The sequence below is a fragment of the Aquibacillus rhizosphaerae genome, from assembly GCF_030282825.1.
Lineage (GTDB): Bacteria > Bacillota > Bacilli > Bacillales > Amphibacillaceae > Aquibacillus_C > Aquibacillus_C rhizosphaerae.
Genome location: NZ_JASTZU010000025.1, coordinates 34,291 through 48,834, shown reverse-complemented (window position 1 = coordinate 48,834; position 14,544 = coordinate 34,291). Strand labels below are relative to the sequence as shown.

12 protein-coding genes are annotated in these 14,544 nt (G+C 36.3%); 3 read left to right on the top strand and 9 right to left on the bottom strand.

What is annotated here, in order from left to right; translation table 11 throughout:
- The first annotated feature begins 193 nt into the window (after positions 1 to 193).
- Positions 194 to 664 carry a nucleoside deaminase gene (locus tag QQS35_RS07470; protein WP_285931317.1) on the top strand — a complete coding sequence of 157 codons (471 nt, stop codon included), beginning with the start codon at positions 194 to 196 and terminating at the stop codon, positions 662 to 664.
- A 733-nt stretch (positions 665 to 1,397) separates the two neighbouring features.
- On the opposite strand, the gene uxaC is transcribed toward QQS35_RS07470, so the two are convergent.
- Together uxaC and QQS35_RS07460 are read right to left on the bottom strand one after the other, a co-directional pair.
- On the bottom strand, positions 1,398 to 2,819 hold the full coding sequence (gene uxaC / locus QQS35_RS07465) for a glucuronate isomerase (protein ID WP_285931316.1): 1,422 nt from the start codon (positions 2,817 to 2,819) through the stop codon (positions 1,398 to 1,400).
- Positions 2,820 to 2,843: 24 nt separating this feature from the next.
- Positions 2,844 to 4,337, bottom strand: coding sequence for a tagaturonate epimerase family protein (locus QQS35_RS07460; protein WP_285931315.1), 1,494 nt, complete (start codon positions 4,335 to 4,337; stop codon positions 2,844 to 2,846).
- Between the two features lie 328 nt (positions 4,338 to 4,665).
- On the opposite strand from QQS35_RS07460, the gene QQS35_RS07455 reads away from it, so the two are divergent.
- Entirely contained in the window at positions 4,666 to 5,652 is a 987-nt protein-coding gene (locus QQS35_RS07455; RefSeq protein ID WP_285931314.1) for a LacI family DNA-binding transcriptional regulator, read from the top strand.
- Positions 5,653 to 6,053: 401 nt separating this feature from the next.
- Positions 6,054 to 6,218, top strand: coding sequence for a Gfo/Idh/MocA family oxidoreductase (locus QQS35_RS07450; protein WP_285931313.1), 165 nt, complete (start codon positions 6,054 to 6,056; stop codon positions 6,216 to 6,218).
- 240 nt (positions 6,219 to 6,458) lie between these two features.
- Here QQS35_RS07450 and QQS35_RS07445 read toward each other — a convergent pair whose 3' ends face one another.
- From QQS35_RS07445 to QQS35_RS07415, 7 genes are all read right to left on the bottom strand, one after another.
- The gene (locus tag QQS35_RS07445) at positions 6,459 to 7,973 is read right to left on the bottom strand and encodes a glycine betaine uptake BCCT transporter (RefSeq protein WP_285931312.1); all 1,515 of its coding nucleotides are present in this window, start codon (positions 7,971 to 7,973) and stop codon (positions 6,459 to 6,461) included.
- Between the two features lie 539 nt (positions 7,974 to 8,512).
- Positions 8,513 to 9,337 carry an ATP-dependent sacrificial sulfur transferase LarE gene (gene larE, locus QQS35_RS07440; protein ID WP_285931311.1) on the bottom strand — a complete coding sequence of 275 codons (825 nt, stop codon included), beginning with the start codon at positions 9,335 to 9,337 and terminating at the stop codon, positions 8,513 to 8,515.
- 62 nt (positions 9,338 to 9,399) lie between these two features.
- A complete protein-coding gene (locus QQS35_RS07435; RefSeq protein WP_285931310.1) occupies positions 9,400 to 10,170 on the bottom strand; it encodes an SDR family oxidoreductase in 771 nt (256 codons plus the stop codon).
- A gap of 55 nt (positions 10,171 to 10,225) precedes the next feature.
- Positions 10,226 to 11,494, bottom strand: coding sequence for a nickel pincer cofactor-dependent isomerase, group 22 (locus QQS35_RS07430; protein ID WP_285931309.1), 1,269 nt, complete (start codon positions 11,492 to 11,494; stop codon positions 10,226 to 10,228).
- A 157-nt stretch (positions 11,495 to 11,651) separates the two neighbouring features.
- On the bottom strand, positions 11,652 to 12,494 hold the full coding sequence (locus QQS35_RS07425) for a sugar phosphate isomerase/epimerase family protein (RefSeq protein WP_285931308.1): 843 nt from the start codon (positions 12,492 to 12,494) through the stop codon (positions 11,652 to 11,654).
- 240 nt (positions 12,495 to 12,734) lie between these two features.
- The gene (locus QQS35_RS07420; RefSeq protein WP_285931307.1) at positions 12,735 to 13,748 is read right to left on the bottom strand and encodes a sugar kinase; all 1,014 of its coding nucleotides are present in this window, start codon (positions 13,746 to 13,748) and stop codon (positions 12,735 to 12,737) included.
- On the bottom strand, positions 13,745 to 14,398 hold the full coding sequence (locus QQS35_RS07415; protein WP_285931306.1) for a bifunctional 4-hydroxy-2-oxoglutarate aldolase/2-dehydro-3-deoxy-phosphogluconate aldolase: 654 nt from the start codon (positions 14,396 to 14,398) through the stop codon (positions 13,745 to 13,747). Before QQS35_RS07415 ends, QQS35_RS07420 begins: the two co-directional genes overlap by 4 nt.
- Positions 14,399 to 14,544 lie beyond the last annotated feature (146 nt).

Genomic DNA, 14,544 nt, shown 5'->3' with positions numbered 1-14,544 from the left:
TATTATACCTAGTTTCCTTTGATATCATAATTAAATTCGGTGAAATGGCATTTCTTGAATATTGGTAGTGAAATTCTGTTGAATAGAACTTAACAGACAGGATGACAAAGAGTATTCAGAAATTTCTTTCAATTTTATCAACTTATTGGTATTATTAATTATAAAAAGAGAATAGATTTTGGGGGAATTTACAATGAGCAATGAAGAATTCTTAAATACAGCAATACAACTTGCAGTCGAAAATGTAGAAAGAGATGGCGGACCATTTGGTGCCATAATCGTAAATAAAGAAGGCGTTATTGTAGGACGTGGACAAAATCGAGTTACAGACAATAATGATCCTACTGCTCACGCAGAAGTACAAGCCATTAGAGAGGCCTGTCAAAAACTAAACGATTTTCAGTTAACTGATTGTGTCTTATATACTAGTTGTGAACCTTGTCCGATGTGCCTTGGAGCTATTTATTGGGCGCGTATCAACAAGGTATATTACGCAGCAGACCAAAAACTTGCTGCAGCTGGCGGATTTGATGATGCATTTATTTATGAAGAAATCGCTAAAAAATATGATGATAGAACGATTCCGTTCAAAATGATTGACTTACAAAATAAAAATCTTCCATTTGAACAGTGGGCAAAGCAGGAAGCAAAAGTTGAATATTAATTAATAAAACTTTAAAAATAGTGTATGTAACTTCATTCTCAAAGTATAAAGAGAATCCGATCATTCCATTTAGATGATCGGATTCTTTTTATTAGCTTTAAGTTTTTAAAAACACCTTAATTGCTGCCTAACATTCTACTAGACTTCTGTTAGTTGTCTAACTTAAATTGTTCACAGTTGATATAAAGTGCGAAGTAACCGCTATGTTGATTTCCGCTCCGGGCAGTCGCACACCTTAGGGCACGGCTTCAGCTAACTCAAAAGCAAAGTACGCTTCTGAGTGGATCTTCAGCTCGTGGGACTGCGATTACTCGCCCCATCGGAAACATTCGCTGTTCCCGCAGGAGTCGACTGCCCTCCGCTCCAATCAACAATCTAATGTGAGTAGTTGTTATCTGATTAAATTTTGTTTTAGAACAAAGCACTATTCCTATACCAGGCTAAAGAAATACACTACACTTTTGAACGGCTAACCCCTCTCATGAATGAAGAAAACCATATCAGCGTAGGGAAAATGCGAGACTCCTATGGGAAAGGAACAGTCTGAAGGCCCCGCAGGGAGCGTTCTTTGCTCGCGAGGAGACTGAAGCGTTCCCCATGGAAAGGGAGTATTTTTCCGTAGCGCTGTTTAACCACTCATCTTAAATAGAATGCAAGGAAGTTACGGTAAAGTTAATGAGTACTTTATATTTTATCTGTCATAAACAACTTAACTTTCAAGAAACAGCCATTCTTAATTATTCACCTTCGCTTTTTTGAAGTCAAAGTATTCCTCGGCATTGTAATATGAAATGCCTTGAACGATTTGCCCCAATACTTTCTCATTATTAGGATATTCACCGTTTTCTACCCATTTCCCTATCAAGGAACATACTAGCCTTCTAAAATACTCATGCCTTGTGTATGAAAGTAAACTTCTAGAGTCTGTAAGCATACCGATGAATCGGCTGAATACTCCGATGCTTGCGAGCGTCTCCATTTGGTCAAGCATTCCTGGTTTCGTGTCATTGTACCACCAAGCTGTACCAAACTGTATTTTTCCCGGTATTCCTCCACCTTGGAAACTACCGATTATCGATGCTATTGTGCTAAAGTCAGTCGGATTAAGTGAGTAAATAATTGTTTTTGAAAGTGCATCTTCTTTCTCCAATGAATCTAGTAAATTAACTAAAGGTTTAGCAATTAATTCATCATTCATAGAATCATAACCTGTATCCGGACCAAGTTCGTTAAACATTCTTGTATTGTTATTTCGGTGTGCATTGATATGGAACTGAGTAACCCAATCACGTTTCGCGTATTCCTTACCTAAAAACGTTAATGTATATGATTTAAACTTTCTTTCATCTTCTAAAGAAACGTTCTCTTTATTTAATGCATTTCGAAAAATTTCTTCTACTTCTTCCTTGCTAGTATTCGAATACATCATTGTATCAAGTGCGTGGTCAGAAACCTTACCACCTAGTGAATCAAAAAATTCAACTCTAGATTCAAGTGCTTTTAGATAAGCATCATAAGATTCGATCGTGATCCCAGACACTGCATCAAGTTTCTTGACCCAATCATGGAATCCAGCACGATTTATTTCCAACCCTTTATCAGGACGAAAACTCGGTAGTACTTTCACATCGAACTTAGTATCCTCTTTCAATAACCGATGATATTCCAGACTGTCAGTTGGATCATCCGTAGTACATACGACATTTACTTTTGATTTCGTTATAAAGTCACGTGCACGGAATTCGCCACTTGTAAGCATCGTATTTACTTTCTCCCAAATCTCAGGTGCACTTGCTTCATCTAGAACTTCATCAATTCCAAAAAAACGTTGTAATTCTAAATGCGTCCAGTTATAAAGTGGATTACCAATTAACATTGGGACAGTCTTTGCCCATGCGATAAACTTATCGTAATCACTCGCATTACCTGTAATGTATGTTTCATCTATTCCATTCGCTCGCATGGCACGCCATTTATAATGGTCCCCATAAAGCCAAATTTCCGTAATATTGGTGAATTCTTTGTTTTCATATATTTCCTGTGGTATCAAATGACAGTGGTAATCGATGATTGGTAAATCCTTTGCATAGCTATTATACAATCTTTTAGCGAGTTCATTATCCAAAAGAAAATCGTCATCCATAAAATTCTTCATCATGCACCAACTTTCAAAGTATTTTTACAGTCCAAGTAAATCAACATGCTTCCCAATATGTTTTACAAGCGCTTGACTATAGGTTTCTTCCTTCTCATTTAATGTCTTAAAGAATTCATCCTTAAACAAGAAATTTCCTTGTTCATCTGTAGCAGTAAGCAAAATACCATACGTGACATGGAATAATTGACGTGCAGCATCATTATCCATGTAATTCGGTAGATCAGCATCCTGTGTAATTTCAAGTGGCGCAATGCTTTTGAGATCTGGAGTTACATGGTAGTACTTTAGCGTTTCCTCAAAGTGTTCTTCTGCATGAATATGCATTTTTCTATAAAGGTCTGGGTTTGTATTAGCAATCACTCTAACCGCTTCCAACCAGTTCGTTCCAGCAGTTTTAATATGAAGAACGCCCTTCGTGTATTCACCTATGATAGGAAAAACACTAAATTTGTCACTTCCAGAGTGAATGCTAAGTTTGTATCCAAAATATTCTGCAATCGATGCATGCTCACTTAGCTCTTTTTCAAATTGCTTCATATCCCCAATGTAGTCAATTCCTTTCTGGAATTCACCACAGAATCTCGGAGCAAGACTGGTAACAGACACTTGTCTTCGCTTAAGTTCATTGGCAACAAAGAAATGTGCATCTGGTGATGTTATTGTTTCTGTTTCATCAATGGAAATCTCAAAGTCTATCGCCTTGTCTGCTTCAGTAATATAGGATTTATACACATGTTCCGTATAATTTAATGCTCCACCATATAACAAGACATTTTTCATCAAAGCGATTTCATCATATTTTATTGCCAGACCATCTACATCAAATGATTGATTCAGATAAATCTCATTAAAATAATCTTTGGTTTCTTGTGGAAGTTTTTCATAGTCTGCACGTACATCACTATCTGAAGCAGATTCTATTTGATTGGGTATGTGATCGGAACAATCCAATGTTAAAAATGAAATTCCTAATGACAATGCATACGCAATATCTTTTTCTTCTTTTATATGATCACCATCTGCACCGTATCCATCCTTATACCCTTCCTGAAAAACCGCAAAGCTAGCTGCATCAAGTATATCAATCATCGTACGATTGGTGAGCGTTAGTTCACGAATGCTTTGCTGTGCTAAAATCGGCTTTACCTTTCGATTTCTTAATGTTTGAATATGTCCAGGTGAAGCAAGTCCTAGACGATCACCAAGTCCCATCGTTGCAACCTTTGTACCAAATGCTTGAGGAACGGTGTACGTAAAATAATTATTTAACACCAATCGATTTTCGTGAGAGAGCGGACAAGCTTTTCCAAGACCTTTGATATCTTTACCATTTAGCTCTTTATATAATTCCCCATCACCTACAGCTAGAATCCACTTACCATCTTGCTCATTAACCATAACCAGTTTCACATTTTCTTTTTCTGTAAAAGATTTCTCATACACTTTCACATTCGAATCCGACTCTGCAACTTTTCCTTCTTTTAACAATTCTAATACCGAAATAAGATGTTCCATTCATCTACACTCCTCTTTTGTTAACGTTTTCATTAAACGTTTAAAAACCGTATTAATCTTTTCAGATAAGTACTAAAAAAATTGATTACCATTTTTAACAACGTTGTTATTTATATAGTAAAGCATTTTTTTATATTCAACAACCTTTTTAATGATTAATTTACTAAAAATTCAAAATCTCTCTAACAGCATTACGTTTAACCAAAATCATACTGTAAAAGTGTTCAATATATGATAAATTATAAGGATAAGCAATCTGATATTGTTATTTTAGTTAATACTGAAATCAATTTTAATAAAATAAACGAACGGTTTAGGTGATTCTGTCATGAATATTACAATTAAAGACATAGCCACTCTAGCAGGTGTCAGTTACTCTACTGTCTCTAAAGCTTTGAATGGCAGCCCGTTAGTTAAGGAAGATACAAAAAGAAAAATAGTTGAGATTGCTAAAGAAATGGGCTATGAGCCTAACATTGCTGCTCAACGTTTAGTAAGTAAAAACACAAAAATAATTGGATTAATTTGGCCAACAATTGAAAGAACTGTTCTTGCAACATTAGTAACGAAAATAAGTGATGAAATTGCAAACACTTCTTATTCTATGGTTTTATCTGTGGATCCAATTCAAAAGGCAATGGATACGTTCAAAAAGTTTCAAGTCGATGGCATTATTTTGTTTGAAGAAAATGTCAACATCGACATTAATCCTAATTCCACCCCGCTAATTGCTTACGGTGTTTCCCGTCAAAGAAATTATCAATATCCCATTATTGATGCAAATCATGAACAGGCGATGTACGAAGCAGTCCATTATTTATATGGTCTAGGTCATCGAAATATCACATACATTGGAGATATTTCACCGATTGATCCATTTCAAATGGAAAAGTACGAAGGATTTAAAAAGGCAATGGATAAATTTGGATTGGCTGGTGATGAATATATTATCGATACAAGAGGTTTAGATTGGTACAATGGCTATGTAGCAGCAACTAAATTATTAGAGCTTAATTCCTTACCGACAGCAATTGTTGGAGGTAGTTACGATATTAGTGGTGGAATTATTCGATGTTTAAAAGAAAACAATGTTAGTATCCCTGAGGATATTTCTGTAATCAGTTATGACAATATACCACAAATGGCCAACATGGAAATTCCTTTAAACTGTATAGGCGTTTCTGTTGAAGCACTAGCATCTGAAATTGTCCATTCGATTATTAACCTTGTTGAAACGGAAAATTTGGAAACCCAGTATAAAAAAATGACTCCAACTCTTATTGAAAGATCATCCTGTGCCTACGCTAGGACATAAGAAACCAAAGATAATTTTAAGTAACATTTCGTTTGTAAATTTAACAATCCCATTTATTTGTTTGACAAACAAATATAAAGAAAGCACATGAAACAGAATCTAATAGTAGTTCAGTAGAAAGCTTTTAATCGCTAGGAGGAAAAACATAACATATGTTTATTTTGCTATTGTTGGTTGTGGAACTATTGCCAAGAAGGATATAAAAGCAATTGAAAATACTATGGGCGCTAAATTGGGTGCCTTATATTCAAGCGATCAAAAGAAAGCAAAAGAATGGGGATAGACATATCAAGTTCAAACATATTCCCAATATAAACAATTACTAACTAAATGATACGATTGACGCCGTTGTTATTTTAACACCTAGTGGATTACACGCTAAGTATAGTATCGATGCAGCTATGGCAGAGTCTATTCAATCCTTTACTCGACAATATACGGATATCGTTGAGTCCATCCAAGATAACAGGGAACCCCTTATTAATGGCGATGAAGCGATAAAAGCACTTCGTTTGATATTGGCCATCTATGAATCAGCAAAAAAAGGACACCCAATAAAATTATAATAACAGGCCTACTTTATATTGGTATTAATACCAAGGATAAAAGCTCAGGGCGCCTTACTCACCCTTGGGCAATTAAGACGAACATCTATGTGGTGTTCTTTACCACGGGTAGGCGCTGTAGCTGGACGTGGCACATGCAATAGTCAGTTATCCACAGGACACAAAAATCTATAATTTCCTATACCAATAAGAAAGGCTAGTTGAAGCAGGTAACAACCTGTTCAACTAGCCTTTTTAACTTTATATATTTTTCTTCCTTTTAGGTTTCAAATAAAGCCCTAGTTCCTTTTTCTCTTTCGCTAATGAACGATAAAGAGAAAGCATCATCAGTAATATGATGAATGAAAAAGGAAGTGCAACAATGATTGCGGCATTTTGGAGAGCTTGTAGTCCACCACTATATAATAAAATTAAAGCGATAGCAGACTGAGAAACTCCCCAAGTTAATTTAACACTATTTGGTGGTGTTAATGAACCATAGGTTGTTTGCATTCCAAGAACGAACGTAGCTGAGTCAGCAGAAGTAATAAAGAACGTACTGATTAACACAATAGCTACGAAGGACAGTGTAGCTGCTCCAGGGTACTGACTAAAGGTTGCAAATAAGACTTCTTCTGTTGCAAATTGTGTTAAGTCAATTAGTCCTGCTTTTTGCGTTTCAATCGCCGAAGTACCGAATACTGCAAACCATAAGAAACTTACAAGTGAAGGTAGTAGTAATACCCCAATTAAAAATTCTCGAATGGTTCTTCCTCGTGAAACGCGAGCGATGAAAATTCCTACGAATGGTGCCCATGACATCCACCATGCCCAATAGAAAATGGTCCAATCATTAATCCAGGCACGATGCCCTTCATTAAACGGAGCAATCCGGAAACTCATACGTATGATATCCTGAATGTACCCACCAAGTGAATCTGTAAAAACATTCAAGATAAAAATAGTAGGTCCAATAAAAAACATTAAAACAAATAACCCAATACCTAATATCAAATTCGTGTTACTTAAATATTTAATTCCTTTACCTAAACCAGACCAAGCTGAGATCATAAATAACACTGTAACAACGAGAATGATGATAACTTGCGTAGTGTAATTGTTTGGTATACCAGTGAGGTAGGATAAACCTCCATTGATTTGAGCTGCACCAAATCCTAAAGTGGTTGCGACACCCACAACTGTTGCAAATACAGCTATCACATCAACAACTGTACCTAATGGTCCATCCATGCTTTTTCCTAAAACAGGTTTCAATGTTGCTGAAATTAGACCTGGCTCGCCTTTTCGGAATTTGTAATAAGCTAACGACAAAGCAACAATGGCATAAATGGCCCAAGCATGAATACCCCAGTGGAAAAACGCATATCTCATAGATTCTTTGTTCGCAGCATTTGTGGAACCATCTGCTAGCGGTGGGTTTATATAGTGGAAAAGTGGTTCTGCCGCTCCCCAAAAAACAAGTCCAATACCCATACCCGCACTAAACAACATAGCAAACCATGTTCCTTTTGAGAATTCAGGTTCATCTTCTGGCTTTCCTAGTTTTATAGCGCCTACAGGACTAAAAATAAGAAAGATACAAAAAATAACTAAAACTGTAACTAAAATAAGATAATACCAACCGAACGTTGATTTAATAGCTGATTGTATATTATTTGTGACTTCTTGGAAGCTTTCTGGACTAAAAAAACCGTATAATACTGCTGCAAATACAAGTGCAATCGTAATCCAAAAAACGCTAGATATTTTCTTCATTCAATTTCTCCTTCTAACCTGAAATGATATTTATCCCAATGTGGCCTTAAATTTCTTATGAGAACTTGATAGTTAATAGAAAAAATACTAAACCTTATTAAATCGACACCAATGAAAATAATTGATAAAACGTTGGGATGAAGACGCTACTGGATATCTGGTAAAGATGCAGGCGGTATCGCACCCTAGATAAACTTAGATCTATCACTATCGTTTCCTGAGTTGCAAGATTTATGCATAATAAAGACCCCTTCATACACTAGACAATGAGAGGTCTGATGTCAATGAATATACTTTTCAACAAAAGATTCCACTGATAAAATTAAGCGTGGAAACAGAGATAATATTTCTTCATCAAATAGTTCCACGGTTAAATTCCCTCTGATAGAATCAAATTACTCGCAAGTGCTTTGTAACAAGATAGTATAAAAACAAGAACACTTGGAGATTAAAGATCCAAGCGTTCTGTTTTGTTATTTACCGCGCTAATCCCAGGGTATCGTAATTTTTCACTAATGGTTCGCTTCGTATGTTATTGATTAACCAACATCAACGTTTAATGTTTTATCCTCTAGTACTTCATTCATACTACCTGTTCGATATCCTCTTAAGTCTACTGAAATATATGAGAAACCTAAAGATTTTAATTTTAAATAGATTTTATTACTCGATTCCATTACCTCAATCATTTGTTCCGGTACTACTTCAATTCGAGCCACATCACCATGGTGACGAACACGCACCATATCAAAGCCGAGCTTCGCAATAAACTTTTCTGCTTCATTGACTTGATTAATTTTCTCCCTATCTATCTTTACTCCATAAGGTATTCTTGAAGCAAGACTACAAGATGCAGGTTTATCCCATACAGGAAGGTCCATTGCTCTAGACAAATCACGTATTTCTTGTTTATATAACTTAGCTTCTTGAAGTACACTACGAACACCCGCTTCAGTTCTTGCTCTTAGACCTGGACGAAAGTCATCAAGATCATCCATAATCATACCGTCTAATACATATGGATAACCTTTTTCATCAGCCAACTGATTTAAATGAGAATATAACATTTTTTTACTATGATACCAACTTTCTGGTGTATTAGCGACGATTGCTTCATTATCAAGCTCTTTAATCTCAGTTTTTTGAATTGGTACACCCATTTCAGTTGCTAATTTAACAGCACCTTCAAGTTCTTCATTACGAAACAATTCTGATGCAACAACAACAGCTAATACATTAGATGCACCTAACTCCTGTTCTGCTCGTTTTAGAACAAATGTACTATCGACACCACCAGAAAAAGCGACCATCACACGTCCCATGCTTTTTAGAATATTACCAAGCTCACGATTTTTCTCCATCATTCTTTTTCTCCTCCTTCATATTTTTTGTATCAAAATTCCAATCTTTACTAATATATGCTTTTTTATATCGTCATACTTCCAAATCCACCATCCACACGTAACATTGTTCCAGTTACAAAACTAGAGGCCTTATCGGAAGCTAAATAGATTGCAGCCCCTTCTAGTTCTTCTGGTTCTCCAAAACGGTTCATTGGCGTATGGCTCATAATAGATGCCACTCTATCTTCACTTAGAATTTTGCGGTTTTGTTCAGCAGGAAAAAAACCTGGAATAATCGCATTAACTCGAATTCCATTTGGTGCAAACTCTTTTGCTAAAAATTGAGTGATACTATTTATACCAGCTTTAGAAGCCGAATACGTAAATACTTTTGACAATGGCGTTGTTGAGGAAACAGAAGAAATGTTAATAATACTTCCTTTTCTATTTTGTTCCACCATTCTTTTAGCAAAAATCTGTGTAGTAAAAACAACTCCTCTTAAATTAACATCCATGATTTTATCCCATTCTTCTGGTTCAAGTTCAAAGAAAGGGGTCGGACTATTCATTCCAGGAGCGTTTAGAACAATATCCCAACCTCCTGCCCATGCTTCAATTTCTTTCGCTGCTTTTTCCACCGTTGCCAAGTCACTTACATCAGCCTGAAATGACTTAGCTATACCACCATTTTCTTCAATAGCCTTTGTTACTTCTTCTGCTTTCTCCATATTCCTACCAACAATCGCGACCTTGGCTCCATGTTCTGCAAAGCTTTTGGCTATCGCTCCCCCTAACACACTATTTCCACCCACTGCTACGGCAACTTTTCCACTCAAATCGAATAATTTACTCACTAATTTTTCATCTCCTTTAAGCTAAAGTACTCTGTTAGATTGCTTCGACCTAAAACTAATTCAAGTTTCCATTTTCATTAAATGTAAGCTCCACAAAGTCTGTAAGTAGCTCCATACTTTCATGTTCCCTAACGTGATCAAACAAAGCCTCTGATACTTCTATTTCGCCAATATCCAGTGTGTTTTTTATACGGACTAATTTTACTTTTTTAAAATCAAGAATATTACACGTCTTAATTGCAGCCTTTATTGCTTGTTCGTCATTCGGAAGGGCGGTCGAAATATGCGTAGGACCTACTACTGTTGAAGTTAAACCATTAGCGTATGTTGTATCACGGTCCATTTTATCTACTAGTCGCTGGGTCGTGAAATCAGCAGTCCCAACGCCGTTTGCGTTACCTTCTGTTTGCTTTGTTAGATCTAGTACTACCATTTTAGTAACTTCCGGGCCACCATATGCATATGGAGTTGGGTAGCGTCCTGTTATGTTCGGGTCCATCCCGTCTCCACTTATATTTTTACCAATTTGGTCAATGACAAGCACATCAATCTGATCAAAGAAAAGCTTCGGTAATAGTTGCTTAGACAATTGTTGCATTTCTGTTTCTTTTTCTTCAATCTCTTCAGGGGTCCAAACTTCAACTTTGGCAACTTTATCAAACGCATTTTCTACTGTTGCGACTGTAAACAAGAATGGCATTTTGGAAAGTGTCAGTTTTGCCATGGCAGGTACATGCTCAGCCATATGTTTAAAACCTAGTTGGTGGCATGCTTCTGCGCCTTTTTGTTTCCCAAGTCCAATACTAATCATTTTCATAATCCCGCTTTCCACCGGGCCACGGAAAGCTGTATGTGGTTTGATACGATTAATGACTACAATACCATCTGCTTCAGAAGCAAGCTTATCGATAAACACTGGTAGACCGTTTGACAACTCCCCTAGTTTAATAACTTCCATGGAGGATTTAATTTCAGCATGAACGGTTTCTTTTGTAACACCTAAGTGTTCCAATACCGCCTTTTGACCTTCTGCAGATGCACCTCCGTGACTGCCCATACTCGGTACAATGAATGGCTTCGCTCCTAGCTCTTGTAAAAAAAGCACTGTTTCCGCTGTAATCTCCACAAGTCGGTCTAACCCTCTGCTCCCAACGGCAATTGCTACTTCCATACCCGGCTTTATCGTTTCTTTAATTGACTCTCTGCCTAATTTACTTTGTAATTCTGCAGATAAATCAGCAATTTGATTATTATCAAAGGTTTGCCTGACCTTTGCTGTCTTTGGAAGCGGAATATCTTTCAACAAATCCTGAATAACACCCATGATCTTATTTCACTCCTTCTGCATCTCGTTTTTCGCTCTGAATTGATACCCATTACAAAACCGTTACTTTATTTGTTTGACGGATAAACTAATATAAAAACTGTATCATGCAATTCATTCTTCGTCAATAATAGAAGGCTTTGAAAAGCCTGAATAATCAAGCTTCATCATACTTCTTTTCTAAATAAGTTATACTATCATCAATGTAGGGTTCTTTCGTATTTTCTAATAAAATATGGATAAAAGGTTTGTTCTGTTTTAACCATTTAAAAATGAAGTCATAATTTAGTAAGCCCTCACCAACCGGAACCATTTTAATCCAGTTATCTTCTATTACAAAATCCTTCGCATGAATAGCAACTATTCGGTCACCAAATAGATGAAACGCTTGTTCCACAACTTTTTCTTGCTCTTTATAATTATCCATCGAGATAAAGTTGGCTGGATCAAAGATAACCTGTAAGTTATTCGATTCTATGGTATCTAATAATCGTTTCATCAATTCAGGTGTATGAACCGGATGATTAATCCCTCCTTCAATTCCAACGATAACGCCAAATTTTTCTGCCTCTTTTACTAGTTCACGAACACTATCAACTACTTCTAAAAAAGGTTTTTCATGAAAATTGTCTTCCGTATAACCCATCTTTGCATAAACATTTCCTGTTTCAGAACCAACAATGGTACAACCAAAATCTCTCGCGAAACGAATATGTTCTTTAAAACGAGTTAATAGATTTTTTCTTGCTTGTTTTTCTGGATGAATCATATTAATATAGCAACCTAAAATAGCAATATTAACCCCCTGATTCTTAAATTCATCCCTAATATGATTGGCATACCCAGTACTTAAACATCCACTTGCAGTTTTAAAATCTTTGAACGACTTACCTAATGCTAACTGTACTGAGGATAGGCCTTTTTTTGAAACCTCTTTTGCAATTGATTCCGGTTCATGAAGGTCTATATCGTGCGCACGAATTCCAAGATTTAGTTTCATACTAATATCCTCCAGTTTATTTTCGTTAAAACTAAATAAAAGCTGACAGAATTGCATCTATAGTCAGCCTTTTTTATAGTGTTACATCCTCTCACCATTAAAATAGTGAGCTCCCAAGTGAAAGTAGAGGTGATTGCTCGCTAGCACGGAGACGATTCGGTTGCTACTTGATTCTGTAATCACTTGATTTCACCCTCCGAATTACCTCAAATAGGTTTCTATTAATTTCAGCACCTCTATTTAACGACTAATTTTACCGGATCCATTTTCAGCAAATGCAATAATTTCTTCTAATGAAAAAGTATTACAATCGCCGTGTAATGTATGTTTTAGTACTGATCCAGCAGTAGCAAACGATACCAGTTTGTTAGGCTTTAATCCTTCTAGAATCCCATATAAAATTCCAGCAGCAAATGCATCACCACCCCCTACTCTATCCACCACCGGATCTATCGTGTGCATTACAGATTGATAAATGTTAGACCCTTTAAAATAATTCCCTTGAAGTTTATGTTTAGATGCTGAAATCACGTCTCGAAATGTGCAACTGATATGCTTAATATTTGGGTAACTTGATTGGACTTCTCGGTAATAGTAGTCTAACTTTTGAGCTCCATCCATTGCTTGATTGGCTCTTTCAATTCCTAAAAAATGAACTGCATCCATTTCACCCATAAAGCAAATATCTACATACGGTAAAAGTTCCTTAAAAACTAATGCTGCATCATCCGTCCTCCATAGCTTTGATCGATAATTGAAATCAAAACTTGTTAATACTCCTTTTTCTTGTGCCGTTTTCAGTGCACGTAATGTGATTTTACTTAAAGCAGGTGATAATGCAGGAGTAATCCCAGTAACGTGGAACAAGTCTACTCCTTCAAACACCCTACTAAAATCCAATTCATCTGTTGAAATTTCTGCAAAACTTGAGTATTTTCGATCATAAACTACCATAGCATTCCTTTGTCCAACTCCAGACTCCATATAATAGGTGCCTAATCTTTCGCCACCTTTTAGTAGAAAATCTGTTTGTACATTGTTAGCTCGCAAATGGCTCTCAGCACCATTTCCTAATAAATTATCAGGAATCTTGCTTACAAAGTTCACATCATAACCAATGTTGGCCAATGATATTGCCACATTTGTTTCTGCACCTCCATAGTGCATATGTAGCTGGTTTGTCGTAGAAAGACGCTCACCAACATTGGTAGAGAGACGGATTAGCAATTCCCCCATCGTTACTATTTTTTTCATAATAAAGCACCTCTTGCTTCTTCTACCTTTTTGACATATTCCTCTGCAATTTTAGTTATTTTTTCAAAATCACCATCTTTAGCTGGGGCAATAAGATTACCACCTACACCTACTGCGACAGCACCATTTGAAATCCAGTCTTTTATATTATCCAGACTTACTCCACCTGTTGGCATGATATTCACTTGAGGTAATGGGGCTTTAACCGCTTTCAAAAAACTCGCTCCGAACCCATTACCTGGAAATAGTTTTATAATGTCTACACCATATTCTAGCGCCTCTCTCATTTCTGTGATGGTTAAGCACCCAGGCATGTACGGAATTTGATACATGTTACAAATTTTTGCAGTAGCTTTATCAAAAGTTGGACTAACGATAAATTCAGCACCTGCAAGAATAGCAATTCTAGCAGTATATGGATCTAATACTGTTCCTGCACCGATAACGACATCTTTATTGTTTTGATACTTATCAACAAGTTGTTTAATTACCTGGTCAGCATCATTTACAGTAAAAGTTATCTCGACACCGTAAAGCTTTCCTTTTATACAAGCGTCAGAAATCTCTATTGCTTGTTGAGGCGAATCTCCTCTAACCACTGCAACTATTCCATGGTTAACAATTTTAGATAAAACATTTAGCTTTTTCATAAGCTCTCCTCCAAACTTAAATGTTTACATTTTGAAACGTATTTACACTTAGGGAACCTTTATCACTTAATCTAAATTAACTAATTTGTACCAAGCTCAAAGAAGAGGATTGCTTGAGGTGTAAATAAACATCTTATTCATTAATG